This is a genomic window from Kocuria sp. CPCC 205297 (assembly GCF_040981035.1).
Lineage (GTDB): Bacteria > Actinomycetota > Actinomycetes > Actinomycetales > Micrococcaceae > Kocuria > Kocuria marina.
The window spans coordinates 117,082-140,668 of sequence record NZ_JAVKPY010000006.1; the positions used below are offsets into that span (position 1 = coordinate 117,082).

Genomic DNA, 23,587 nt, shown 5'->3' on the forward strand with positions numbered 1-23,587 from the left:
GATGGTCGTCGGAGATGTACACATCGAGTCGGAGCGCAGCGAGGAGATCATACTGGTCCGCTCCGATGCCTACTACGTCAGAGAGGGAGCCGGCGTCAGGCTCACCAACCGCGACGGGACGTTCACACTCAGTGGCGATGGTGCCTACGGACTGGTGGAGGCCTTGTTCAACGGCTTGGAGAACCCCTGCCGGCTCAGCGATCTGTGCCGCGGTCTGACCCCCCAGGCTGCGGCGTCGGTCGAGAGGCTCGTGGATCTGCTCAAGGACAGGGGGGTCGTCCGGGGCCGTCATGACGCGGACGACGACATCCTCCCGCCGTGGCAGGCGGAGCGTTATGCGGGGCAGATCGCCCTCCTGGACCGGGAGGGGGACTATCCGGTGCGACGATTTCTGCGAGCACGTGCCACTCCGGTCCACTGCATCGGACGGGGTCCGCTGCTGCGTGCAGTTTTGTCCGCGCTGGCCGACTTTGGGTTCCGGGACGTCACAGTCACCACACCGGGCCCCGAGATCGTGGGAGTCAGACAACTGGTCAGAGATGTCACCGAGCGCGACGCGGAGATGTGGTGGGCCGTCCACGATGCGGGCGCCGTCGCCATCGTGGAACCTAAGGACGGCGCCCACATCATCCTGGCGGGGGCGATGCAGGACGACGACGTCGGCTCCGCACCGGGCAGAGACCATGCCAGGCATGTGCTCGCAGCCGTCGGGGATGTTCTGGTGGCCATGCCCCACGCGGATGGCGCAGATGGGGTCCGCGGATGCTGGAGGTGCCTGCAGCTGGGTCCACTCGGATCCGCGTCACACTGTCCCCAGGATGCGCCGGGTGAGGTCGCCGCAACGCTCGGGGCGCTGAACCTTGCGCAGGAGATCTTCCTTTCGACCGCAGATGGAACGGTGCGGCAGCGGACGGTGACCGTGGACTGCTCGGCACCTATTGTCCGGTCCCACAAAACACTACGGCATCCGGTCTGTCGGGAACACGCATCGGTGGTCATCGGTGATCACCATCCCACCCACGTGTACGGTCCTGTTCGTCCGGATATCGGCTCCGCCGAGGACCCGGCCCTCCTCACCGAGGAGTACGACCGAATCGTCCAGGCCACGCGCCACCTGACCGACGCACTGGTCGGCCCTCTGTTCTATGTGGGGGAGTCGGATGATGATCAGGTTCCCTTGGCGTCCAGCACGTGCCGAATCACTGACCCCTTGGTCTCGGGTGACCGTGGAGGCCGCGCGTTCAGGTGCCTGGGGATCGCACCACGGGAAACACGCAGCCAGGTGGTCCTACAAGCACTGGAGTGGGCGGCCCAGTCCGTCTTAGGCCGTCATGATGCGTCTCGACCGGTGATCGTCGCGGCCGGGTGGAGCAGGGACGAGGCGTTATGGCGCCTCGCGCTGCGGGCGGCGACCGGTGGAGGTCCCACACAGGCGTGGCGGCCAGTACACATGGCAGACGAACTGCCGTGTGGAAGGTTCTTGCGGGAGGCTCTGGCAGCAGAGGGCGCTGAGGTGGTGGCCGCCGAGGCTGCGCCGACATCGGTGGACGGGGTGGCCATCGCCCGCCTGCGTTTGGCCTCGGGGTCCGTGATTCGGGGGGTGGGGCGTGGGGTGGCCCATGCTGTGGCGCAGGCTGAACTGTCCGCCCTCGTCGAATGCATTCCCGGACGGTCCTCGGCGGCGCTCTTGGCGCCCGAGGGGGATGCCTGGTCTGACCTGACGGGCGCTTTCGCACCCAGAGGTCTGATGGACGTGACGCGGTGTCTGCCCTGGGTGGACGGCTCCGTGCATCTGATCGCGGTCCCCGTGGAGAGGAGGCGGACGGTATGAACCTCTCGGATGAACTTCGCATCGAACGGCCCGGTGCGGCACAGCTCCTGGGGCAGACCCTCCCTCGTGACGCCCAAACCTCCAGAGGCGTGGTGCGAGTGGTGTGCCGTGAACTCAATGGTCTGGGTATCCACGACGAAGATCTCGTCGACGCGGTCGCTGGTGGCCGCCACGTGCTGTTCATCGGTGTATGGCGTGATGCGGTGCTCGTGGGCCCCACATGGTCGCCGCAGGGAACGGGATGTCCGCTGTGTCTTCTGACGCGGATAGCCGATGCCTCGACAGGCACTGCTGGAGCCCCCGGGTCGTCCACACCCGCCCACGGCCCCGGTACTAGCGGCGACACGTTCGGGCCCGCAGCCCTCGGCATCGCCAAGTCTCTGGTGGAGGATCGTCTCAAGCGCACCCGTGGTTCGGACCTCACGGTCCTCGTCGTGCAGGACCAGGGCCGAACCGTCACCAGCCACCAGTTGCTGCCCGACTCGACGTGCCGTCTCTGCGCCCCCACACTGCCGTCCGAAGTTCCTCCCCTGATACCGTCCGACGTCCGGCTGACCAAACTCTCAGCGCGTACGCTGCGCACACGTACCCTGGACAGCGCCCGGTTGCGTCAGGACTACATGCACCCGACCCTCGGACTTTTCACCGAGATGAAGCAAGACCTGCAGAGTCCCTTCGGGGCCTGTTCGGTGGACCTGCGGTCCCGATCGGGGCGCCGTGAGCCGGGAATCGGCCGGGCAATGTCATATGACGCGAGCCAGGCTGTAGCCATCCTGGAAGGACTGGAGAGGTACGCGGGGTTCCACCGAGGCGGTCGAGCTGCGGTGACCCGGGCTTCTTACGGGGATGTCGAGGAAAGGGCCGTGGACCCGCGCAGTATGGGCACCCATCCGGAAGAGAGCTACAACATTCCGGGTTTTCCTCACCGACCCTTCGACCCCGACACCGTGGTGGACTGGACACCGGCCATCTCCCTGTTGGACGGGCGTGAGCGGCTCATCCCCGAACGCGCCGCGTTCTGGGGACCCCGTCACGACGGCGAACCGTCCTTCTTCTACGATACGTCCAACGGGTGTTCGCTCGGGTCGAGCACGGAGGAGGCCGTCATCCACGGTCTGCGTGAAGTGGCCGAGCGGGACGCATACCTCATGACGTGGTACCGGGGATTGAGGCTACCCGAAGTCGATTGGAAGGGCAGGGACACCGAACTCGACTCACTCGTGAGCAGGTCCCGGCTGTTCACGGGCTTCGACGTCAGGGTCTTCCTCGCAACCATGGAGTACGGGATCCCGAGCTTTCTGATAGTCGCACAGCGGCCGGACAGTAGCCATGAGCGCCCGGTGACGTTCATGGGGGCGGGTGCCCATCCCGATCCGATCCAGGCGATCGTGGGGGGACTTTATGAATTGATCGGGACCATCATGGCAACGAGTTACGCGTTCGAGTCCAGTAGACCCGAAGCTTTAAAGATGTTGAGAGAACCGTGGCTCATGCGACGGATGGAGCACCACTCGATGGTCGGGGCGCTACCCGAGGCGCGGGAGCGGTTCGATTTCCTCCTCGCCCATCCCCCCGCCATGGTGGCTCTCGAGAACGTGCCGTGCACCCGTTCTCCAGAACCGGATCTGAGGGCGGACCTGCGCATCATGCTGCAGGGCATGCGATCAGCGGGCTTGGACGTCCTCGTGGTGGATCAGACCATGCCTGAGTTGCAGCGGGCCCAGGCGCATTGCGTGCGTGTGCTCGTTCCGGGGCTGCTTCCCATGACATTCGGCCATTGGAACCGCCGCACCGAGGGCCTTCCTCGGCTGCACTCACCAGCCCCTTACGCCCACTCTGTGAGTGGATCGGCCGTGGGCGCGACTCCCCATCCCTTCCCATGAACTCCGCCGATGTGGCGGATTACCTGGAACGCCTTCGCACGGCTTCGACATCCGTAAATCCGCCAGGGTGGGAAGTGGATTGGAATGCAGCACCGTGGACGACAACGGTCCTCCACGGAGGCACCAGAATTCCGCTGAAATCCCTGATGGGGACGCCCGCGCGTCCGCTCGCGGAGACGCTGTATGCAGCGGTGTGCATCCACCGTGTGCGTGTGGGACGCCTGGCGAATGAGGCGCGGGCGCATGCCAAGACGTCGTCGGTGGCTTCTCCGCCGTTCACTTTGAGGCGCCCGGTGGCGTCCGGGGGCGCCCGTTACCCGGTGGATGTGTATGTTGTGGAACTGTCCACTGGCACTGCCTGGCTGGTGGATCCGTACCGGCATGAACTGGTATGTGCGACTGCCGATAGCAGGGGGGGGGCTGCTCCCTCGGGAAACAGCCCGGTAACCCTGATGCTGGTTGTTTCCTTCTGGAGAAGTGCCTGCAAGTACGGAGAGTTCTCCTATCGACTCACCGCCGTCGACGCGGGCCTCATGATGGGTCGGCTTCGACGGCTCGTGGCCGGGGCGCAGGGTGACGCACATGTCCTGATGAACATCGAAGAGGACGAATGGGCTGCACGGCTGGGATTGACTCAGGACGAAGATATCTACGCGAAGGTTGACGGCCTGGTCTGTCCCGCCCTCGAAGACCCGTTCGGGGGGCCGCCCCAACCTGCGGTGGGCCGTCGGGAACGCGACGGTGTTCGCCCGGTCGAGTTACCTTTTCTTGCAAGCGCACGAAAGGCGGCGGCGGAGAGTCGATTGCCACCGCCCCTCCACGAGGGAGTGGGGCAGGCAGCCGCGGAGGTGACTCCGGAGGTAATTCCGGTTCACGCGCCCGCCCGGCGCTCGGCCATCACGGACATGCTGCCCCACCCGGTGCAGAAAAACACGGCGATCCGGATCCTCGCTGCCATGTCGACCGAGGCGGAGGCAGTGCGGCGCAGCACAGATAGCCGACTTCCAGAGGTCGAATTGCACTGTTGTGTGGTCCGGGTACACGGCGTGCCCGCCGGATGGTACCGGTTTGATGCTCAGCGCTCGCTCCTGGTGCCTGCCGGGGATCCGGGCGACGGTTACGTCTCTGCTCAGCTCCAGCGGGCGCAGTTCAGCACCACTGTGAATACGGAGCTTGCCGCCTTGACCATCCATCCCGTCTCCGATGTGGCTCCGTGGGAGTCACCCGGTGGGGTCCGGTTGTACCGGGCCCAGCAGCTGCTCATCGGAGCGGTTGTGGACGCCTGCACTGTGGTGGCGGTGAATGAGGGACTGGGCAGCCACATATTTCTGGGCGTGGATGCGACTGCTCTTGACCACCACTACGGGGTGTCGACGAGTGGCCGTGGAGTGCAGGCACAGGTGTGCATCGGCCCGGTGCGCTCCTGCCCGGACCCCGAGATCACGGTGAGGTGAGGCCAATGATGTCCCCCTACGTCCTGTGTCGACGCGGTGCTGTGAGCATCGATGCCTTGGAACAGTTGAGGTACAGCTCTGCCTGGGACACCGCTGTGCGGGCGTCCGAGCTCGACCGTCAGGCGCAGCTGATTCTTTCCGGGGTACTTGATGATCTCCATGACAGGGTCCCGGCATTGGCTGGAACAGCGCGCAGGGCGGCCGTTGAGACCCATCGGAGGCTGCGTCGGGGTCTCTGTCCGCCCGACGACCTGAATCCGGAAGTGGCGGAGGTGGTGCGACCCTATATGGAGGTGCGCGCGCTGGCCGAGCACACTCGGAAGGAGGCCGGTGTTCGCGCGAGGGAGGAGCTCTGCCTGGCGCGGGACTCGTTGGTGCGTTTGGGGAAAACGGAGCCGATCCGAAAGGGCATGCAGCTCTCCGGTCAGGCCCAGTACCGGGAGGCAGCGGCTCACGTCCAGGACCCCAACCGCAGGGTGAAGAAGAGCAGGCAGCGCAGGATCGAAAGTAGCTTGACCAGCTACGCCCTGCGGGCTGCGCTCAAGCCTTCCCCTTTCGGTGCCTTCACAGAGTTGTCGGCCTTTCCTCCGGGCTGTCCAGACTTCGGGCCTCGAGATGCTCGTTCGCTCGTGCGACTGAACGTGGGGCTCGTGGACTGGCTGGCCGCGATCGCGGCTTCGCGCCACGAGGACCTGCACCACCTGTGGATTACGGGAGCCGCCCACCGGCGGGCGGGGAATGTGGCTGTGGTGACCCGAAACCTCTCCGACCCCGATGGATATCTCTCCTCCGAACGGGTACGCGAGCTGCCTGAGAACGACCTGTTCGGTTTCCTACTGGACACCGTGCCCCCGGCGGGATGTCCGGTGGACCACGTGGTTTCGACACTCACCGAGGTGGGTCTGTCGGAACTGGACGCGCAGCGTGCGTTGAGGATCGCTTGCGCGGCCGGGCTATGCCGTCGTGGCTTGGATCTACCGGACCACGACCCGGGCCGGATTGACTCGCTGGCCAGGTTGCTCGAACGGCAGGGGGATTCTCTGGCGAACCCTGCGCGACGGCTGGCCGACGTGGAGCGAAACTTCGGTGCGGCGCCGGCCGCTGAGCGTGAGGCGCTTCTCGACGAGGTGGACCGGAGCATTGCCGCCGTCGTGGAAGAGTCAGGTGCGGAACGACCCACGGAGCACATGATGAAGTCGCCGCTCTTCGAAGACGTTCGAGCGAGGAGTGGTCCCAGCACATGGGAGTGGCGACCGCCCGAGATGGAGTCCGCCATAGCGACGTACGCCTCCTTCATCCCACTTGTCGATGAGGCCGTCATGGCCAAAGTGGGGCTCCACGATTTCGCCATCCGTGCGCTCGGCCTGCGGCAGCGCGGGGCCGTTCCCGTCCTCGAATTGTTCGAGACTTTCTGTCGTCTGGATCCCGGAGCTCAGGGCGCGGTCATGATGGCGGACGGGAGCACGGTGGGTACGGCCGTCCGGGACCTCCGGGCCAGAACATGTCGATGGCTGGACGACGCAGCGAGACAGGCATCCGAATCACTCGACCTGACGAAGGACGACCTGGATCGGTGGTCGAAACGCCTACCCGAGGAGACCCCGCGTTGGTCGGCGCTGTCCGCCCGGTTCCAGACGACGCGGGACGGGTTCGCCGTATTGAACGGAGTGAGCACGGCTGGTGGGGTGTTTTTCTCCCGGTACGGCGACCTCTTGAGAAACTCGGAGGGATGGGATTTGACGGAGGCTGTTCGCTCGCATCTACGGGCCACCACCCCGCGTCTGACGGATCTGAGCGCAGTACTGGGTCTCAACTTCAACCTGCACCCGGTCTTGGCGCCACGTGAAATCGTCTACCCGGGCTGCTGGCGGCGTACCCAGGGAGCGCTCGGCCTCGAGGACCTCGATGCGGTGGAGGCTGAGGGGCGCGCGGAACTTCTGCTGGTAGAGCGGCGGACGGGGCAGGTCGTTGATCTGGTGCCCCAGAATTTCCTCTTCCCCGTAGCTGCTCCCTCCCTGTACCGGTTCCTGTGTGTGTTCGCGCCGCCGCGGACCTTTCGTGGCGGGCTCTGGGATCAGATGGACCGGGTGGGTGCGGCGGCCGGCTACCGTCCCCGTGCCGTCCTCAACGGACTCATCCTGGACAGGCGCTCCTGGCGCGTGGCCGGAGACGGTCTGCCGTCGGACTCTTCTTTGGACCCGGAGGACCTGGATGGGCAAGTGCGGCTGGCCGAATGGCTCGATGGCCAGGGTGTCCCGCCGCAATCCTTCTTTCGGGTCGAGCGAGTACTGGAGGCGGAAACCGCCGGAACGGCCACGGACGTCAATCTCAAGTGGGTGGAAAACGCACGCGCCGCCCGACTGCACAAGCCGCACTATCTCGACGTCAGGAATCCATTCACCGTGCACATCTTCAGTAAGCAGGTCGCCTCAGCCCCCGAGGCTGTTGTCCGGTTCCAGGAGTGCCTTCCGGATCCCCGGGAACTGCTCGGTCTCGGCCACGGTGCGGAGGAGTTCATGGTCGAGTTCGACCTGCCGCGGACGGAGGTGTCCTGATGGACGCACGGGAGGGCCGCTGGGCCTCAGTACACGTTTACCTTCGGGAACAGCAGGACAAATTCCTTTGCAGCATTGCGGCCCCTGCTCTTGATGGGCTTCAGTCCCAGGGCATGATCGATGGGTGGTTCTTCCTCCGCTACTGGACCGGCGGCCCGCACATCCGGATTCGGGCCCGCGGAGTCAGCGGGGCCGAAGACAGGGTCGCGGACCACATGGCGTCCCTGTTCCGTGAAGGGCTTTCCGATTGGAGTCCGGCCCCGCTGCCGGACGACTTTCCATCGGAGGTGCAGCCGGCGTTGGCGGCATTAGAGGATGCTGTGGTAGTGCCGATCCGACCACCCCTCACCGTGGAGCGGGACCGCTATTGTCCAGAGACGACCAAGTACGGCGGCGCTTCCGGGGTCCGGGTGGCCGAGGAAGTCTTCTGCGCCAGCACGACGGAAGTCATGGCCTGTCTGGGGGGGTCGCCAACGCCTGCCCAACGGCTTGGGCGTGCCCTCGTGGATATGTTGCGAGGTGTTCGCGCATGGGGGCTCGAGGAGGATGAGCGTTCGGCGTTCTTCGCCCGGTATGCGGCGCTCTGGTCGCCGTACGTTTTCGACTCTTTTCTGGACACCTGGGTGGACCTGTGGGACGCGCGTTCCGTGTCTGTGAGCCGTGTGGTCGCCGCGGAGGCAACTGAAGCCGGTGGTGGGTCGCTCGCCTTGGCCCTTCATGCAGCTGGCCGCGCCCGGGATGAGGACCCCTCCATTCTCCAGCATGTCACTCTCGGCGGGGCGGGGTTGTCCACCACCGAGCGAGCGGCGGTGGTTGCATCCAGCCTGCTTCATACTCACAACAATCGGTTGGGGCTCATCCCCGAGCAGGAGGCCTTTGTCGGTTATCTATTGGCTCTCGGGACAGCGCGGGACGGCTCTTTGGACCCATCCCGGCTTGTCAGTAATGTGTCGAGTGCTCGGTCGAAAAGGCTTGACGCTGTTTGGGGGACAAGCCTAATCTGACGCCATGAAGCCGACCTGTGAGGTTACTGACGGAGCTGTGGGTCTCGCTCTGCTGGCTGAGCGCGCGGTCGTGACCATGCAGCCCGATCAGGTGCTTTCTACGGCACCCGGGGACGTCCCGGATCTCTTCGGGTTGATGGCCCGCTGGTATTCGGTTCGACCAGATCACGCTGAGATTTCCGCACGGCTCAGGCGGGCTTTCACCCCGCGTCAGATGGAGCGACATCGTTCGGAGTTCACGGTGCGGTTTCAAGACCGTCTCTCGAATCTCCCGCCGGAGGGGGATCTGGTGAAGCAACTGCTCCGGCCCTTCTGCGACGAGGTGTTGTTGCACCAACTGGGAGTCCCTGTGCGGCTCTGGGACGATGCCTTGCGGGCGGCCGTACTCCTGGAGATGGCCCTGGACGGAGTGCCGATCAAGGCGAAGGTGGCCACGTGGACCGTCCACATGATGGCCGATGTGGCGGCAGAAACGATGACCGCCGGCATGTCCCCCTTTGCCAAGTCGCTCCAGGAGATCTGCGCCCACCCCTCGCAGCGTTGGGACGCTGCAGCAATCCTCAGCCAAGTTCTGGTTGCAGGTCGAACCCCCACTGTTTCACTGGCCGCGGCTGCGTGCGAGGTGGCGGCACACCGGGCGGGTGATGACGATGCACTGTCGGCCGTCGCCCGCGCCGAGTTCGAGACGCCGCCATTTCGATACCTCCGCCGAACAGCCACGCGAGAAGGTGCGGTTGCGGGGTGCCCTGCAGGAGCAGCGGTGAGCATCGACATTCGTGCGCTCCACGAGGCGGAACCTGCTGGGCGCAGCCATGCCTTTGGGATCGGGACCCACCGGTGCTTGGGATCAGCATTGGCCCGGATGACGGCCGCGATCGCCGCGGCAGCCGTATCCGGGACTGCGGGACTGTCCGTGGGCAGCGCGACTCGCCGGCGCACTGATGACATGCATTTGACGGATTGTCTGCCCTACCGACGCGTGCCCTGACCGGCCCGCGGTAGCAATCAACCAATTCAGAACTGTGTTCGAAGAAGAACAAGGGGAAAGACCATGGCAGAGATCATGAGGCGGCCGGTTGCGGTGAGTGTCCACGTGCTGGGAAGTTTCACTGTTTCCGTGGAAGGGGCAACGGTGCAGGAGCTGGCGCGCCTACCGACGAGCGTGCTGGCGCTGTTGAGCATGGGTCACGACAACGTTGTCGCGACGAGTGACCTGATTGAGGAGATATGGCCCCGGGATCCCTCCAAGAACACCAAGAACACGCTTCAGGCGTACGTCATGCAGATCCGGCGAGCGCTCGACCGGGCGCTGCGCACTGCCGGTTCGACAGGGGGATGCACGGACATCCTTACCACCGTCGGCGAGGGTTACCGCCTCAACACTTTCGGTGGTGAGGTTGATTTCCTGCAGTTCCGGGAGGATCTCGGTAACGGTCGTCGCGCTCTCAGTCGTGGAGCGGTGGAAACCGCCTCCGCACATTTTCGTGACGCACTGGATCGCTGGAAAGGGACTCCCTGGGCAGGGGTGTCAACCACCCCCAAGCTCGACGCCAGTGCATCCCGACTGCATGAAGAGCGGCTTTTGTGCGTGGAGTCCTGGGTGGAATGCGAGTTCCGGAGGGGTCGCTACCAGGAGATCCTGCCGCTACTCGCGGAATGTTTGGTCCAGTACCCCCACAACGAGACCTTGTGTTCCCGGTATATGTGGGCATTGAATCGAGCGGGACGCCGCGTTGAAGCCAAGGGCGCTTATGACGCGTTGCGTATGGCGCTCGCACGGGAGGATCTGAAGCCGTCTGCCGCCCTGTCTCGTCTGTTACGCAGTATCCGCGATGAGTCCGCGTCAGTGGGGACTGCGAGCGGGCCGCTGACGGAGGAGCTCGCCTGCGGTGATTGGTCATTGCACTCGGCCTGATGCTCCAGGCGCAGGACCACCAAAGCTTCGGACGTGCCGGGGATCGCCACGCTATACTTCGCTGGTGGCGTGCAACTCTCGGAGGTTGCGGCGCACCAGGGACCGGCCTGCGGGAGGGTGGTATGAAGCAGCACGAGACGACACAGCAGACTTCCGTGATCGACGACCGTGGTGACGAACGGATCTTCAAAGTCAATGAGTTGCTGCAGGGGAAGAACAAGCGTTCGCGGGCGATGATTGTGGATGACGACGAGAACATCGCCGAGGCGGTCCGGCAGGACATCACGGTGTTCACCCTTTTCGTATCCGAAAACGCTGAGCTGTCCGAAGAACTCACCTCTGTGCTGCCGGAGGACACGGACGTGCAGCGCGTCTCGACGCGCCTGTGCAAAGAGCTGTTCGGCGTGGACCGACGCTCCCGGGTTTTCGCGCTGGCTCGCAAGCCGCGTCCCTGGGATCTGGAGGAACTTCTGGACCTGCCCGGCGACATCGTCGTCCTGGATGGTGTCCGGCTCATGGGAAACATCGGCGCCATCGTGCGAACCAGCCGCGCGCTGGGCGCGTCGGGGATCGTCCTCATGGGTAGCGCACTGGACAGTGTGGTGGACCGTCGCCTCGTGCGTGCCAGCCGTGGAGGGGTGTTTTCCTTACCGATTGCCTTGGCTGATGCCGAGACCGTGCTCCCAGCCTTACACGAACGTGACATCCGGGTGGTAGCTCTCGACCCGCGCGCCGAGCATGAGGTCTCCAGCTTGGCCGGGCTCTCAGGTCGGATTGCTCTTTTACTGGGTAGTGAGAAGGACGGGCCGTCGGCGGCAATGAGCGAGGCGGCCGATGTGTCGGTGCGGATCGAGATCCATCCGGATGTGGAGTCCCTCAACGTCTCGGTCAGCGCGGCGCTGGGCCTATACGAGCGACGGCCGACTGCGCCAACCCTGACCGCTCGGGTGGACTCCACCGCGTCCTGACTTCCCCGACCGCACCCGAGACGGAGCAGCACCGCCACGTTCGCAAATCCAGTGGGAACTGGCTGGGCGACACACCCGGGTTGCGAATAAGTTAATGCGCGTGGCAGGATGGACCCCGTTGTTCACGTGTCGGCGTGTGCTCATGTTCGGGCCCCGACCTCGTCGGGCGAACCGGTACACCGAAGCAGCCGCAACGAGCCATGGATGTCCATGGGCACCGTGTAGACGACCATCCAGCTGGCACCACAGGAATTTTGTACGGACTCGTGTCTGCAGAATATGCGACACGCCCGAGTTCGGGTGCCAGTGCTTCAGCAGGGTGAGGAACCCGGTTCCGCCGGATTCAGTCTGCGTGAGGTGGCGATCACATCGCCAAAACACAAGGAGCCGACGCTCCACACAGGGAAGTACTTGAAGAAAGAGAGTCACGACGCCATGGCGGGACAAAAAATCCGCATCCGGCTGAAGTCCTATGACCACGAGGTCATCGACGTCTCGGCACGGAAGATCGTTGAGACGGTGACGCGCGCAGGCGCCACGGTGGTGGGACCCGTCCCGCTGCCCACCGAGAAGAATGTGTACTGCGTGATCCGCTCGCCGCACAAGTACAAGGACAGCCGTGAGCATTTCGAGATGCGCACCCACAAGCGGCTGATCGACATCATCGACCCCACGCCCAAGGCCGTCGACTCGCTCATGCGTCTCGACCTGCCCGCTGACGTGAACATCGAAATCAAGCTGTAAAAAGGATCGCACCCCAATGACTACCACTTTCGAACGCCAGGTGAAGGGCCTGCTGGGCACGAAGCTCGGCATGACCCAGGTCTGGGACGAGAACGGGAAGTTCGTGCCGGTGACCGTGGTCAAGGCCGACTCCAACGTCGTGACGCAGCTGCGCAACGAGGACAAGGACGGCTACAACGCCGTGCAGATCGGCTTCGGTGCGATCGATCCCCGCAAGGTGACCAAGCCACTGGCCGGTCACTTCGCCGCTGCAGGCGTGACGCCCCGTCGTCATGTCGTCGAACTTCGTACTTCCGACGCCGCTGAGTACGAGCTGGGACAGGAACTGTCCGTGGAGCTCTTCGAGGCCGGTGCCAAGGTCGACGTCGTCGGCACCACCAAGGGCAAGGGCACCGCGGGTGTCATGAAGCGCCACGGCTTCGCCGGTGTGGGCGCCTCCCACGGTGCACACAAGAACCACCGCAAGCCGGGTTCCATCGGCGGCGCATCGTACCCCGCTCGCGTGTTCAAGGGCATGCGCATGGCCGGCCGGATGGGCAACGCCCGTCACACGACCATGAACCTGACCGTGCACGCTGTCGACGCCGAGAACTCCCTGCTGCTCATCAAGGGCGCCCTGCCGGGCCCCAAGGGATCGGTCGTCCTCGTCCGTTCCACCGTGAAGGGAGCCTGATACTCATGGCAACTGAAACCGTCAACGTCGAGCTGCCCGCTGAGATCTTCGACGCCCAGACCAACGTGGCGCTGCTGCACCAGGTCGTCGTCGCCCAGCTGGCCGCCGCCCGTCAGGGCACGCACAAGACCAAGACCCGCGCGGAGGTCTCCGGCGCCGGTCGCAAGCCGTTCAAGCAGAAGGGCACCGGCCGGGCTCGTCAGGGCTCCATCCGCGCCCCGCACATGACCGGCGGTGGCGTGGTGCACGGCCCCACGCCGCGTGACTACTCCCAGCGCACGCCCAAGAAGATGAAGGCTGCCGCCCTGCGTGGTGCCCTCTCGGACCGGGCCCGTAACGGCCGCATCCACGTGGTCGCGGACCTGGTGAGCGGCGAGCAGCCGTCCACGAAGGTCGCCAAGGAGGCGCTGCGTTCGCTCACCGAGCGCAAGAACCTGCTCGTGGTGCTGAACCGTGGCGAGGACAACGCCGCGCTGTCTGTGCGCAACCTGGTCAACGTGCACGCCGTGTACGCCGATCAGCTCAACACGTACGACGTGCTCGTCTCGGACGACGTGGTCTTCACCAAGGCCGCTTACGACTCGTTCGTCGCAGCCGCGTCCGGTAGCAAGCAGGAGGACGCCAAGTGAGCGTTATCTACAACAAGGACCCGCGCGACGTCATCATCCGTCCCGTGGTCTCCGAGAAGTCCTACGGTCTGATCGACGAGGGCAAATACACCTTCCAGGTGGCCCCCTCCGCCAACAAGACCGAGATCAAGTACGCGATCGAGCACATCTTCGGTGTCAAGGTCGCGTCCGTGAACACCCTCAACCGTCCCGGTAAGCGTAAGCGCACGCGCTTCGGCTGGGGACAGCGTAAGGCCACCAAGCGTGCCATCGTGTCCCTCCGGGAAGGCTCCATCGACATCTTCGGCGGTCCGCTCTCTTGAGCGGAGACCACTTTAACGAGGAACTCAAAACATGGCTATCCGTAAGCACAAGCCGACAACCCCGGGCCGTCGTGGCTCGTCGGTTGCGGACTTCGTAGAAATCACGCGCACCACGCCCGAGAAGTCCCTGGTGCGTCCGCTGCCCAAGAAGGGCGGTCGTAATAACACCGGCCGCATCACCACCCGTCACAAGGGTGGCGGGCACAAGCGCCAGTACCGCGTGATTGACTTCCGTCGTCACGACAAGGACGGCGTGGACGCGAAGGTCGCCCACATCGAGTACGACCCGAACCGTACGGCTCGGATCGCGCTGTTGCACTACGTGGACGGCACCAAGCGATACATCATCGCGCCGAACCGCCTGCGTCAGGGCGACGTCGTGGAGTCTGGCCCCAACGCCGACATCAAGCCGGGCAACAACCTGCCGCTGCGCAACATCCCCGTGGGTACCGTGCTGCACGCGGTGGAGCTGCGTCCGGGCGGGGGAGCCAAGCTCGCCCGTTCCGCCGGCGCATCCGTGCAGCTGGTCGCCCGTGAGGGCAAGTACGGTCAGCTGCGCCTGCCCTCCGGTGAAATCCGCAACGTGGACGTGCGCTGCCGCGCGACCGTGGGCGAGGTCGGCAACGCCGAGCAGTCCAACATCAACTGGGGCAAGGCCGGACGTAACCGTTGGAAGGGCATCCGCCCGACCGTCCGCGGTGTGGTCATGAACCCCGTGGACCACCCGCACGGTGGTGGCGAGGGCAAGACCTCCGGTGGTCGTCACCCGGTCAACCCCAACGGTAAGCCCGAGGGACGCACCCGTCGCCCCAACAAGGAAAGCGACAAGCTCATCGTGCGTCGTCGTCGTACCGGCAAGAACAAGCGCTAAGGAGCCTGACTAATGCCACGCAGCCTCAAGAAGGGCCCTTTCGTTGATCAGCACCTCTTCGTGAAGGTCGCCAAGGAGAACGAGAAGGGCACCAAGAACGTCATCAAGACGTGGTCCCGCCGCTCGATGATCGTGCCCGACATGCTCGGACACACGATTGCCGTGCACGACGGACGCAAGCATGTCCCGGTGTTCATCACTGAGTCGATGGTCGGGCACAAGCTCGGCGAATTCGCCCCCACCCGCACGTTCCGCGGCCATGTGAAGGACGACAAGAAGGGCAAGCGTCGCTGACCCTCGCGGTCGCAACGCTGCACTTCTTCGACAAGACGAGAGAAGGAAAGCAATGGAAGCCAAGGCATCTGCGCGCTACATCCGCGTGACGCCTATGAAGGCCCGGCGCGTCGTCAACCTGATTCGTGGCCAGCAGGCGAATGAGGCGTTGGCGATCCTGAAGTTTGCCCCGCAGGCAGCTTCAGAGCCGGTGTTCAAGGTTCTCGAATCCGCCGTGGCCAACGCCCGGCAGAAGGCCGACCGCGAGGGTCTCGCGTTCAAGCCGGAAGACCTCGTGGTATCCGCGGCCTTCGTGGACGAGGGACCCACCATGAAGCGGTTCCAGCCGCGTGCCCAGGGCCGTGCGTTCCGCATTAACAAGCGCACGAGCCACGTGACCGTGGTCGTGGCGACACCGGAGAAGGAGGAGGTCCGCTAAGTGGGACAGAAAATCAACCCCAACGGATTCCGTCTGGGCATCACCACCGACCACGTCTCGCACTGGTACGCGGACTCGAACCAGCCGGGTCAGCGCTACAAGGACTACATCCGCGAGGACGTGAAAATCCGCGAGCTCATGTCCACGGGCATGGAGCGCGCCGGCATCGCCAAGGTCGAGATCGAGCGCACCCGTGACCGCGTCCGCGTGGACATCCACACGGCGCGCCCGGGCATCGTGATCGGCCGCCGCGGCGCCGAGGCGGACCGGATCCGCGGTGAGCTCGAGAAGCTCACCGGCAAGCAGATCCAGCTCAACATCCTCGAGGTCAAGAACCCGGAGACCGACGCCCAGCTCGTCGCTCAGGGTGTCGCCGAGCAGCTGGCCTCCCGTGTCGCGTTCCGTCGCGCCATGAAGAAGGCCATCCAGTCCGCGCAGCGCGCCGGTGCCAAGGGCATCCGGATCCAGTGCGCCGGCCGCCTCGGCGGCGCGGAGATGTCCCGTTCGGAGTTCTACCGCGAAGGCCGTGTGCCTCTGCACACCCTGCGCGCGAACATCGACTACGGCTTCTTCGAGGCCAAGACCACCTTCGGCCGCATCGGCGTGAAGGTCTGGATCTACAAGGGCGACCTCACCGATAAGGAACTCGCCGCCCAGCAGGCCGCTGCTCCGTCCTCGCGCGGACGCAACGACCGTCGCGGCGGTGGCGAGCGGCGTCGTCGCAATGACCGTAACGACCGTGGTGGACGCCGTGAGCGCGACTCCGCCGCAGCCCCGCAGCAGAACACCGCTGCGGAGGCGACCAACGCAGAGGGTGGTAAGTAATGCTCATCCCACGTCGTGTGAAGTTCCGTAAGCAGCACCACCCGCGTCGTCGGGGTCAGGCGAAGGGCGGAACCCAGGTCACGTTCGGCGAGTGGGGCATCCAGGCGCTGAGCCCGGCGTACGTCACGAACCGTCAGATCGAGGCCGCGCGTATCGCCATGACCCGTCACATCAAGCGTGGCGGCAAGGTCTGGATCAACATCTACCCGGATCGTCCCCTGACCAAGAAGCCCGCCGAGACCCGCATGGGTTCCGGTAAGGGTTCCCCCGAGTGGTGGATCGCTAACGTCAAACCCGGACGCGTGTTGTTCGAGATCTCCGGCGTGAGCGAGGACGTGGCGCGTGAGGCGCTGCGCCTGGCCATCCACAAGCTCCCGATGAAGGCACGCATCGTGCGTCGCGAAGGCGGTGAATGATCAATGGCTATTGGATCCAAGGATCTGAACATGGAGAACCTCGCGGCTCTCGACACCGGTGCCCTCACCGACCAGCTGCGCAAGTCCAAGGAAGAGCTGTTCAACCTGCGCTTCCAGGCCGCGACCGGTCAGCTCGAGAGCAACGGGCGTCTCAAGTCCGTCAAACGCGACATTGCCCGGATCTACACCGTGCTGCGTGAGCGCGAGCTCGGGATCCGCGAGGACGTGGCGCCGGCTGCTGAGATGACCGAGAAGAAGGCCTCGAAGAAGGCTGCCAAGTCTGAGGATGATGCCAAGTGAGCGAGCAGGTTAACAACGAATCGGCCGCGGCCGAGCGCGGTGACCGCAAGACCCGCCGGGGCTACGTGGTCTCCGACAAGATGGACAAGACCGTGGTCGTCCAGGTCGAGGACCGCGTCAAGCACGCCCTGTACGGCAAGGTGCTGCGCAAGTCCAAGCGTGTGAAGGCCCACGACGAGCAGAACACCTGCGGCGTCGGGGACCTCGTGCGCATCGCCGAGACCCGTCCGCTGTCCGCCACCAAGAACTGGCGGATCGTGGAGATCATCGAGAAGGCCAAGTAAGTCCTCCTCGACAGCGTCAAGGGCCCCCGACCGGTTGCGGTCGGGGGCCCTTGCGCGTGCACGACCGCGCTGCCCGGCGCCGTTCCCGCGTCCACCCGCGCCCCGGCCGCCGGCCTGGACATCGATTGGCGTTACCCGCCGGGGCGCGGTAGAGTAGATCAGTACGCGTGTCGACACACGTGTGCCCACTCTGACTTCGACCCTGCTGAGTCAGAATCCACGTCCGCCCCACGTGCGCTGTGCGCACCGTACCGGGACGGCGGCAAGCCCCACGGTGCGTCCGTGGGCGGCTCCGCGCGTTGCACGCCGCGGTTGCTGCCACAACTTGCTCGTTGATTCTGCATTCAGCCACGAATCCGAGCAGGGCAGCACGGCGAACCCGTTCGCTATCCATGTGTGAGCGATCATCGCGTACGAACTCCGCGCACGCCCCGGACCCCTCCTACGGTCACGGGGAACACCGTGGCGTGGAGCGTTCACACGACCACCGTTCCGCAAGGCTCGGCATTCAGCACCATCGGATGAGAACCAGCGCGACGACAGGAGTAAATCAGTGATTCAGCAGGAATCGCGGCTGAGGGTCGCCGACAACACGGGTGCGAAGGAAATTCTCACCATCCGTGTGCTCGGTGGATCCGGACGCCGTTACGCAGGCATTGGCGACATCATCGTCGCCACCGTCAAGGACGCCATCCCCGGCGGCAACGTCAAGAAGGGTGACGTCGTCAAGGCGGTTGTGGTCCGTACCAAGAAGCAGAGGCGCCGTCCCGACGGTTCCTACATCCGTTTCGACGAGAACGCCGCAGTGATCTTGAAGAACGACGGGGACCCCCGCGGCACGCGCATCTTCGGCCCCGTGGGCCGCGAGCTGCGCGACAAGAAGTTCATGAAGATCGTCTCGCTGGCCCCGGAGGTGCTCTGACATGGCGAAATTCAAGATCAAGACCGGCGACCTGGTTCAGGTCATCACCGGTAAGAACAAGGGCGAGCAGGGCAAGGTCCTGCGCGTGATCACCGAGACCTCCCGCGTGGTGGTCGAGGGCGTCAACGTCGTGACCAAGCACAAGCGCGCCAACGCCCAGGGCGAAGCCGGCGGCCTCGTCAAGTCCGAGGCTCCGATCCACATCTCCAACGTGATGCTCGTGGACCCGGAGACCGGCAAGCCGACCCGTGTGGGCTACCGCACCGAGACCGTGGAGCGCAACGGCAAGCAGAAGACCGTCCGCGTTCGCGTGTCCAAGAGCACCGGCAAGGATCTGTGATGAGCGAAACCACCGAAACCAAGTTCACCCCCCGGTTCAAGACCAAGTACCAGGAGACCGTCGTCCCGGCCCTGCAGGAGCAGTTCGGCTACGCGAACGTCATGCAGATGCCGCGCGTGGTCAAGGTCGTGGTCAACATGGGTCTGGGCGAGGCGGCCAAGGACTCCAAGCTGGTGGACAACGCCATCAAGGACCTCACCGCCATCACCGGTCAGAAGCCCGTGGTCAACCGGGCCAAGAAGTCCATTGCGCAGTTCAAGCTGCGTGAGGGAATGCCCATCGGCGCGCACGTCACCATGCGTGGCGAGCGGATGTGGGAATTCCTGGACCGTCTCGTCACGCTCGCGCTGCCGCGTATCCGTGACTTCCGTGGTCTGTCCGACCGTCACTTCGACGGCAACGGCAACTACACCTTCGGTCTGACGGAACAGTCCATGTTCCACGAGATCGATCAGGACAAGATCGATCGCGTGCGCGGTATGGACATCACCGTGGTCACCTCCGCCAAGACCGACGACGAGGGTCGCGCGCTGCTCAAGGCGCTCGGTTTCCCGTTCAAGACCAACTGATTCCATCGACGTCAGAAGGTCCCTGCGGGCTGCAACCGGCAGGGAAACCCTGACGAGGAAGGGCTGAAGCCCACATGACAATGACAGATCCCGTCGCAGACATGCTGACGCGGCTGCGCAACGCGAACTCGGCCTACCACGACACCGTGAGCATGCCGTACTCCAAGCTCAAGGCTCGGATCGCGGACATCCTCAAGGCCGAGGGCTACATCGCCGACTGGTCCGAAGAACCCGCACGGGTGGGCAAGACCCTGACCCTGTCGCTGAAGTTCGGTTCCAACCGTGAGCGCTCGATCGCCGGTGTCCGCCGCATCTCCAAGCCGGGCCTGCGCGTGTACGCGAAGTCCACCGAGCTGCCCCGCGTGTTCGGCGGCCTCGGTATCGCGATCCTCTCCACGTCCTCCGGGCTGCTGACCGACAAGCAGGCCGGCAAGAAGGGCGTGGGCGGGGAAGTCCTCGCGTACGTCTGGTAACCGGTAGCACAGAAGAAGAAAGGAAGAAGACATGTCACGTATTGGACGTCTCCCGATCTCTGTGCCCGCCGGTGTGGAGGTCTCCGTGGACGGTTCCGTGGTGCAGGTCAAGGGCCCCAAGGGCGAACTGACCCACACCGTGCCCGCGCCCATCACCGTGGTCGTCGAGGACGGCACCGTGCAGGTGTCCCGCCCCAACGACGAGCGCGAATCCCGTTCCTTGCACGGCCTCACGCGCACCCTGATCTCCAACATGATCCAGGGTGTCTCGCAGGGCTACGCCAAGCAGCTGGAGATCGTGGGCACGGGTTACCGTGTCCAGGCCAGGGGTGCCAACCTGGAGTTCGCTCTGGGTTACAGCCACCCGGTGCCCTTCAACGCTCCGGACGGCATCACACTGTCCGTCGAGGGCGCCAACAAGGTCACCGTTTCCGGTATCGATAAGCAGCAGGTTGGCCAGGTCGCCGCGAAGATCCGCTCCCTGCGTCTGCCCGATCCCTACAAGGGCAAGGGCGTGCGCTACGCCGGCGAGCAGATCCGCCGCAAGGCCGGAAAGGCTGGTAAGTAATCATGGCTCTCGTAATCAAGGGAAAGTCGAAGGCTGCTCAGCGGGCACGGCGTCACCGCCGTGTGCGCAAGCACATCGCCGGAACCGCGCTGCGCCCCCGTCTGGTGGTCACGCGTTCCACCCGCCACATGGTCGCCCAGGTGATCGACGACGACAAGGGTTTCACCCTGATCTCGGCGTCCACCATGGAAAGCGATCTGCGTGCGTCGTCCGACGACAAGACCGCCAAGGCCAAGCGCATCGGTGAGCTGATCGCCGAGCGTGCCAAGGCTGCGGGGATCGAGACCGTCGTGTTCGACCGCGGCGGCAACAAGTACCACGGCCGCGTGGCCGCGGTGGCCGAGGGTGCCCGTGAAGGAGGTCTGGCGCTGTGAGCGAGCAGAACAACGAGAAGGAAACTCAGGTGAGCGAAGCCACCAACGGTTCCAACACGACGACCGAGGCGAACACCTCGGAGCGCCAGGGGACCGACGAGAATCGCGGTGGCCGCGGCGGTCGTAACGACCGGGGCGGTCGCAACGAGCGCGGTGGCCGCAACGACCGTGGTGGTCGTGGGGGCCGCGGCGGGCGCGACGACGACAAGGACAAGTTCCTCGAGCGCGTCGTGACCATCAACCGTGTGTCCAAGGTCGTCAAGGGTGGTCGTCGCTTCAGCTTCACCGCTCTCGTGGTCGTCGGTGACGGCAACGGCATGGTCGGCGTGGGCTACGGCAAGGCCAAGGAAGTTCCCGCCGCGATCTCCAAGGGCGTGGAGGAGGCCAAGAAGAACTTCTTCCGGGTCCCCCGGGTGGAGAACCGCACCATCCCGCACCGTGTGCAGGGTGAGGCCGCGGCTGGCGTCGTCATGCTGCGCCCGGCGACCCCGGGTACCGGTGTGATCGCCGGTGGTCCGGTGCGTGCGGTGCTCGAGTGCGCCGGTATCCACGACGTGCTGTCCAAGTCCCTGGGCTCGTCCAACCAGATCAACATCGTGCACGCGACCATCCAGGCGCTGCGTGAGCTCGAGGAGCCCGCCTCCGTGGCGGCCCGCCGTGGCCTGCCCATGGACGAGGTCGTTCCCGCGCCGTTGCTGCGTGACATCCAGAAGGCAGGTGCCTGATGAACGGAAAGCGCATTCAGGCCACCGGCGCGTCCCTGCGCGTGAAGCAGGTCCGCTCCGTGGTCGGTCAGAAGCAGAACATGCGCGACACGCTGCGTTCGCTCGGTCTCAAGCGTCCGGGCCAGGTCGTGGAGCGCAAGGCCGATGCCGCCACCGTGGGCATGATCAACACGGTGTCGCATCTCGTAGAGGTTGAGGAGGCCTGAGCATGGCTGAAAACACCGAGAGCAAGCGCCACGCTCTGAAGGTCCACCACCTGCGTCCCGCCCCCGGCTCGCACCAGGCCAAGACGCGTCTTGGCCGTGGCGAGGCCTCGAAGGGTAAGACCGCGGGCCGTGGTACCAAGGGCACCAAGGCGCGTTACCAGGTCAAGGCCGGTTTCGCGGGCGGTCAGCTGCCGCTGCACATGCGCCTGCCCAAGCTGCGCGGGTTCAAGAACCCGTTCCGCGTGGAGTACCAGGTCGTGAACTTGGACCGCCTGGGCGAGCTGTTCCCCGAGGGTGGCACGGTCACCGTCGCGGACCTGGTCGCCAAGGGTGCGGTGCGCAAGAACCAGCCCGTGAAGGTGCTCGGCAGCGGGGAGATCTCCGTGGCGCTGAACATCACCGCGGACAAGTTCTCCGCGTCCGCGTCGGAGAAGATCGCCGCGGCTGGTGGGTCCACGCAGAACGCATGAACCGATCCCAGTGTTCGGTTGTAGGGTGAATCCCTGAACTGGAACGGGCCCCGTGCCGGATTGCCGGCGCGGGGCCCGTTGCGTTACCCCCACGACGACGCCCGGACCGCGTCGCCGGAATCGCTTTACCAGGATGTCGCAAGACCGACCGCCGGGGTCGCGGCGGATCCTTCGCTAGACTTGCCCGGGGTCGGAACCCACCGGGCCACCACGTTTTTGGAGGAGGACCTGTGCTCAGTGCTTTCGCACGGGCGTTTACCACGCCGGAGCTGCGCAACAAGCTGCTGTTCACACTGGGGATCATTGTGATCTACCGGTTGGGGACGTTCATCCCCGCACCGGGTGTGGACTACGGCAACGTGCAGCAGTGTCTCGCCCTGGGCAACACCACGGGTGGCGCGTACGACCTGGTCAACCTGTTCAGCGGTGGGGCCCTGTTGCAGCTGTCCATCTTCGCGCTGGGCGTGATGCCCTACATCACCGCGAGCATCATCGTGCAGTTGCTGCGCGTGGTGATCCCGCGGTTCCAGGAACTGCACGAGGAGGGTGCGCAGGGGCAGACCAAACTCACGCAGTACACCCGCTACCTCACGATCGGGCTGGCCGCGTTGAACGCGACCACCGTGATCTCCCTGGCGCGTTCGGGCAACCTGCTCGGTAACTGCCCCCTGCCCGTCATCCCGGACGACTCCCTCTTGGTGCTCGTGATCATGATCCTCACGATGACCGCGGGCACCACCGTGATCATGTGGCTCGGTGAGCGCATCACGGACCGCGGCGTGGGTAACGGCATGTCCCTGCTGATCTTCACCTCCATTGCGGCCACGTTCCCGTCCGCGCTCGGTGACATCCTGCGCACCCGCGGTTGGGGCCTGTTCCTGGGCGTGTGTGCCGTGGGACTGGTGGTCATCACATGCGTGGTGTTCGTGGAGCAGTCGCAGCGCCGGATCCCGGTGCAGTACGCCAAGCGCATGGTGGGCCGCCGCACGATCGGCGGGACCAGCACCTACATCCCGCTCAAGGTCAACATGGCCGGCGTGATCCCCATCATCTTCGCGTCCTCCATGCTCATGCTGCCCACGATGATCGCGCAGTTCGCGATGCCCGACGACGGCAGCCCCGTTCCGGGGTGGGTCAACTGGATCAATACGTACCTGGCCCGCGGTGACCACCCGATCTACATGACGGTCTACTTCCTGCTGATCGTGGCCTTCACGTACTTCTACGTGTCCATCACGTTCAACCCCGAAGAGGTCTCCGACAACATGAAGCGCTACGGCGGCTTCATCCCGGGGATCCGCGCGGGCCGTCCCACCGAGAACTACCTGCGCTACGTGCTCTCCCGGATTACGCTGCCCGGTGCGCTGTACCTGGGCATCGTGTCCATGATCCCGCTCGTGGCGCTCGTGCTCTTCGACGCCAACCAGAACTTCCCCTTCGGTGGCCCGTCGCTGCTGATCATGGTGGGCGTGGGTCTGGACACCGTCAAGCAGATCGACGCCCAGTTGCAACAGCGCCACTACGAGGGTCTGCTGCGCACCTGAGCCCGTGCACGGCCACGGCAGGCGGGTCCA

At 65.0% G+C, this 23,587-nt stretch carries 29 protein-coding genes; all 29 read left to right on the plus strand.

Translation table 11 applies throughout. The annotated features are described in order from the left end of the window. Position 1: 1 nt before the first annotated feature. The 29 genes from RF650_RS07150 (at position 2) to secY (ending at position 23,557) form a co-directional block, all read left to right on the plus strand. Positions 2-1,831, plus strand: a complete 1,830-nt coding sequence (locus RF650_RS07150; protein ID WP_368814509.1) for a hypothetical protein — start codon at positions 2-4, stop codon at positions 1,829-1,831. After that, on the plus strand, positions 1,828-3,714 hold the full coding sequence (locus tag RF650_RS07155) for a TOMM precursor leader peptide-binding protein (RefSeq protein ID WP_368814510.1): 1,887 nt from the start codon (positions 1,828-1,830) through the stop codon (positions 3,712-3,714). Before RF650_RS07150 ends, RF650_RS07155 begins: the two co-directional genes overlap by 4 nt. Beyond that, a complete protein-coding gene (locus tag RF650_RS07160; protein ID WP_368814511.1) occupies positions 3,711-5,168 on the plus strand; it encodes a hypothetical protein in 1,458 nt (485 codons plus the stop codon). The genes RF650_RS07155 and RF650_RS07160 overlap by 4 nt, the downstream gene beginning before the upstream one ends. A 41-nt stretch (positions 5,169-5,209) precedes the next feature. After that, positions 5,210-7,723 (plus strand): lantibiotic dehydratase, encoded by a 2,514-nt coding sequence (locus RF650_RS07165; protein WP_368814512.1) that lies wholly within the window; start codon positions 5,210-5,212, stop codon positions 7,721-7,723. Then, positions 7,723-8,727 carry a lantibiotic dehydratase C-terminal domain-containing protein gene (locus RF650_RS07170; RefSeq protein WP_368814513.1) on the plus strand — a complete coding sequence of 335 codons (1,005 nt, stop codon included), beginning with the start codon at positions 7,723-7,725 and terminating at the stop codon, positions 8,725-8,727. Before RF650_RS07165 ends, RF650_RS07170 begins: the two co-directional genes overlap by 1 nt. Before the next feature lie 37 nt (positions 8,728-8,764). Further along, the gene (locus RF650_RS07175; RefSeq protein WP_368814514.1) at positions 8,765-9,715 is read left to right on the plus strand and encodes a hypothetical protein; all 951 of its coding nucleotides are present in this window, start codon (positions 8,765-8,767) and stop codon (positions 9,713-9,715) included. A gap of 63 nt (positions 9,716-9,778) precedes the next feature. Further along, on the plus strand, positions 9,779-10,642 hold the full coding sequence (locus RF650_RS07180) for a BTAD domain-containing putative transcriptional regulator (RefSeq protein ID WP_368814515.1): 864 nt from the start codon (positions 9,779-9,781) through the stop codon (positions 10,640-10,642). A 122-nt stretch (positions 10,643-10,764) separates the two neighbouring features. After that, positions 10,765-11,610, plus strand: a complete 846-nt coding sequence (locus tag RF650_RS07185; RefSeq protein ID WP_368814516.1) for a TrmH family RNA methyltransferase — start codon at positions 10,765-10,767, stop codon at positions 11,608-11,610. Positions 11,611-12,045: 435 nt separating this feature from the next. Next, positions 12,046-12,354 carry a 30S ribosomal protein S10 gene (gene rpsJ, locus RF650_RS07190; protein WP_003803825.1) on the plus strand — a complete coding sequence of 103 codons (309 nt, stop codon included), beginning with the start codon at positions 12,046-12,048 and terminating at the stop codon, positions 12,352-12,354. A gap of 16 nt (positions 12,355-12,370) precedes the next feature. Then, on the plus strand, positions 12,371-13,027 hold the full coding sequence (gene rplC / locus RF650_RS07195; RefSeq protein ID WP_035959743.1) for a 50S ribosomal protein L3: 657 nt from the start codon (positions 12,371-12,373) through the stop codon (positions 13,025-13,027). Between the two features lie 5 nt (positions 13,028-13,032). Further along, on the plus strand, positions 13,033-13,656 hold the full coding sequence (gene rplD / locus RF650_RS07200) for a 50S ribosomal protein L4 (protein ID WP_368814517.1): 624 nt from the start codon (positions 13,033-13,035) through the stop codon (positions 13,654-13,656). Continuing rightward, positions 13,653-13,958 (plus strand): 50S ribosomal protein L23, encoded by a 306-nt coding sequence (rplW, locus tag RF650_RS07205; protein ID WP_035959727.1) that lies wholly within the window; start codon positions 13,653-13,655, stop codon positions 13,956-13,958. Before rplD ends, rplW begins: the two co-directional genes overlap by 4 nt. 31 nt (positions 13,959-13,989) lie before the next feature. Continuing rightward, positions 13,990-14,829 carry a 50S ribosomal protein L2 gene (gene rplB / locus RF650_RS07210; protein WP_035959718.1) on the plus strand — a complete coding sequence of 280 codons (840 nt, stop codon included), beginning with the start codon at positions 13,990-13,992 and terminating at the stop codon, positions 14,827-14,829. 12 nt (positions 14,830-14,841) lie between these two features. Next, the gene (gene rpsS / locus RF650_RS07215; protein ID WP_035959716.1) at positions 14,842-15,123 is read left to right on the plus strand and encodes a 30S ribosomal protein S19; all 282 of its coding nucleotides are present in this window, start codon (positions 14,842-14,844) and stop codon (positions 15,121-15,123) included. Between the two features lie 52 nt (positions 15,124-15,175). Continuing rightward, complete coding sequence (rplV, locus tag RF650_RS07220) at positions 15,176-15,541, plus strand: 50S ribosomal protein L22 (RefSeq protein WP_012397693.1); 366 nt, start codon at positions 15,176-15,178, stop codon at positions 15,539-15,541. Continuing rightward, positions 15,542-16,366, plus strand: coding sequence for a 30S ribosomal protein S3 (gene rpsC, locus RF650_RS07225; RefSeq protein ID WP_035959714.1), 825 nt, complete (start codon positions 15,542-15,544; stop codon positions 16,364-16,366). Then, the gene (gene rplP / locus RF650_RS07230; RefSeq protein ID WP_064845210.1) at positions 16,366-16,782 is read left to right on the plus strand and encodes a 50S ribosomal protein L16; all 417 of its coding nucleotides are present in this window, start codon (positions 16,366-16,368) and stop codon (positions 16,780-16,782) included. The genes rpsC and rplP overlap by 1 nt, the downstream gene beginning before the upstream one ends. 3 nt (positions 16,783-16,785) lie before the next feature. Continuing rightward, positions 16,786-17,082 (plus strand): 50S ribosomal protein L29, encoded by a 297-nt coding sequence (gene rpmC / locus RF650_RS07235; protein WP_368814518.1) that lies wholly within the window; start codon positions 16,786-16,788, stop codon positions 17,080-17,082. Then, a complete protein-coding gene (rpsQ, locus tag RF650_RS07240; protein WP_368814519.1) occupies positions 17,079-17,366 on the plus strand; it encodes a 30S ribosomal protein S17 in 288 nt (95 codons plus the stop codon). The genes rpmC and rpsQ overlap by 4 nt, the downstream gene beginning before the upstream one ends. Before the next feature lie 553 nt (positions 17,367-17,919). Then, positions 17,920-18,288, plus strand: a complete 369-nt coding sequence (gene rplN, locus RF650_RS07245) for a 50S ribosomal protein L14 (RefSeq protein ID WP_035959693.1) — start codon at positions 17,920-17,922, stop codon at positions 18,286-18,288. A gap of 1 nt (position 18,289) precedes the next feature. Next, positions 18,290-18,628, plus strand: a complete 339-nt coding sequence (gene rplX / locus RF650_RS07250) for a 50S ribosomal protein L24 (RefSeq protein ID WP_035959685.1) — start codon at positions 18,290-18,292, stop codon at positions 18,626-18,628. Beyond that, positions 18,628-19,197, plus strand: coding sequence for a 50S ribosomal protein L5 (gene rplE / locus RF650_RS07255; RefSeq protein WP_035959679.1), 570 nt, complete (start codon positions 18,628-18,630; stop codon positions 19,195-19,197). Before rplX ends, rplE begins: the two co-directional genes overlap by 1 nt. Positions 19,198-19,271: 74 nt before the next feature. Beyond that, positions 19,272-19,670 carry a 30S ribosomal protein S8 gene (rpsH, locus tag RF650_RS07260; protein ID WP_035959672.1) on the plus strand — a complete coding sequence of 133 codons (399 nt, stop codon included), beginning with the start codon at positions 19,272-19,274 and terminating at the stop codon, positions 19,668-19,670. A 31-nt stretch (positions 19,671-19,701) separates the two neighbouring features. Then, positions 19,702-20,238 (plus strand): 50S ribosomal protein L6, encoded by a 537-nt coding sequence (gene rplF, locus RF650_RS07265; RefSeq protein ID WP_064845209.1) that lies wholly within the window; start codon positions 19,702-19,704, stop codon positions 20,236-20,238. A 2-nt stretch (positions 20,239-20,240) separates the two neighbouring features. Then, complete coding sequence (gene rplR, locus RF650_RS07270; protein ID WP_098054387.1) at positions 20,241-20,612, plus strand: 50S ribosomal protein L18; 372 nt, start codon at positions 20,241-20,243, stop codon at positions 20,610-20,612. Further along, positions 20,609-21,337, plus strand: a complete 729-nt coding sequence (rpsE, locus tag RF650_RS07275) for a 30S ribosomal protein S5 (protein WP_368814520.1) — start codon at positions 20,609-20,611, stop codon at positions 21,335-21,337. Before rplR ends, rpsE begins: the two co-directional genes overlap by 4 nt. Continuing rightward, positions 21,337-21,543, plus strand: a complete 207-nt coding sequence (gene rpmD, locus RF650_RS07280) for a 50S ribosomal protein L30 (RefSeq protein WP_035959642.1) — start codon at positions 21,337-21,339, stop codon at positions 21,541-21,543. The genes rpsE and rpmD overlap by 1 nt, the downstream gene beginning before the upstream one ends. A gap of 2 nt (positions 21,544-21,545) precedes the next feature. Next, positions 21,546-22,013: a 50S ribosomal protein L15 gene (rplO, locus tag RF650_RS07285; protein ID WP_064845207.1), complete on the plus strand. Its 468-nt coding sequence runs from the start codon at positions 21,546-21,548 to the stop codon at positions 22,011-22,013. Between the two features lie 230 nt (positions 22,014-22,243). Then, complete coding sequence (secY, locus tag RF650_RS07290) at positions 22,244-23,557, plus strand: preprotein translocase subunit SecY (RefSeq protein ID WP_098054382.1); 1,314 nt, start codon at positions 22,244-22,246, stop codon at positions 23,555-23,557. Positions 23,558-23,587: the final 30 nt, after the last annotated feature.

What these genes read in the sequence shown, in the direction of transcription:
- RF650_RS07160 (WP_368814511.1), top strand. Translation starts at nt 3,711, where the DNA reads ATGAACTCCGCCGATGTGGCGGATTACCTGGAACGCCTTCGCACGGCT.
- rplB (WP_035959718.1), top strand. Translation starts at nt 13,990, where the DNA reads ATGGCTATCCGTAAGCACAAGCCGACAACCCCGGGCCGTCGTGGCTCG.
- rplC (WP_035959743.1), top strand. Translation starts at nt 12,371, where the DNA reads ATGACTACCACTTTCGAACGCCAGGTGAAGGGCCTGCTGGGCACGAAG.
- rpmD (WP_035959642.1), top strand. Translation starts at nt 21,337, where the DNA reads ATGAACGGAAAGCGCATTCAGGCCACCGGCGCGTCCCTGCGCGTGAAG.
- rpmC (WP_368814518.1), top strand. Translation starts at nt 16,786, where the DNA reads ATGGCTATTGGATCCAAGGATCTGAACATGGAGAACCTCGCGGCTCTC.
- RF650_RS07185 (WP_368814516.1), top strand. Translation starts at nt 10,765, where the DNA reads ATGAAGCAGCACGAGACGACACAGCAGACTTCCGTGATCGACGACCGT.
- rplX (WP_035959685.1), top strand. Translation starts at nt 18,290, where the DNA reads ATGGCGAAATTCAAGATCAAGACCGGCGACCTGGTTCAGGTCATCACC.
- rpsH (WP_035959672.1), top strand. Translation starts at nt 19,272, where the DNA reads ATGACAATGACAGATCCCGTCGCAGACATGCTGACGCGGCTGCGCAAC.
- rplV (WP_012397693.1), top strand. Translation starts at nt 15,176, where the DNA reads ATGGAAGCCAAGGCATCTGCGCGCTACATCCGCGTGACGCCTATGAAG.
- rplO (WP_064845207.1), top strand. Translation starts at nt 21,546, where the DNA reads ATGGCTGAAAACACCGAGAGCAAGCGCCACGCTCTGAAGGTCCACCAC.
- rplD (WP_368814517.1), top strand. Translation starts at nt 13,033, where the DNA reads ATGGCAACTGAAACCGTCAACGTCGAGCTGCCCGCTGAGATCTTCGAC.
- RF650_RS07155 (WP_368814510.1), top strand. Translation starts at nt 1,828, where the DNA reads ATGAACCTCTCGGATGAACTTCGCATCGAACGGCCCGGTGCGGCACAG.
- RF650_RS07150 (WP_368814509.1), top strand. Translation starts at nt 2, where the DNA reads ATGGTCGTCGGAGATGTACACATCGAGTCGGAGCGCAGCGAGGAGATC.
- rpsJ (WP_003803825.1), top strand. Translation starts at nt 12,046, where the DNA reads ATGGCGGGACAAAAAATCCGCATCCGGCTGAAGTCCTATGACCACGAG.
- rplR (WP_098054387.1), top strand. Translation starts at nt 20,241, where the DNA reads ATGGCTCTCGTAATCAAGGGAAAGTCGAAGGCTGCTCAGCGGGCACGG.
- rplF (WP_064845209.1), top strand. Translation starts at nt 19,702, where the DNA reads ATGTCACGTATTGGACGTCTCCCGATCTCTGTGCCCGCCGGTGTGGAG.
- RF650_RS07170 (WP_368814513.1), top strand. Translation starts at nt 7,723, where the DNA reads ATGGACGCACGGGAGGGCCGCTGGGCCTCAGTACACGTTTACCTTCGG.
- rplP (WP_064845210.1), top strand. Translation starts at nt 16,366, where the DNA reads ATGCTCATCCCACGTCGTGTGAAGTTCCGTAAGCAGCACCACCCGCGT.
- rplE (WP_035959679.1), top strand. Translation starts at nt 18,628, where the DNA reads ATGAGCGAAACCACCGAAACCAAGTTCACCCCCCGGTTCAAGACCAAG.
- RF650_RS07180 (WP_368814515.1), top strand. Translation starts at nt 9,779, where the DNA reads ATGGCAGAGATCATGAGGCGGCCGGTTGCGGTGAGTGTCCACGTGCTG.
- rpsS (WP_035959716.1), top strand. Translation starts at nt 14,842, where the DNA reads ATGCCACGCAGCCTCAAGAAGGGCCCTTTCGTTGATCAGCACCTCTTC.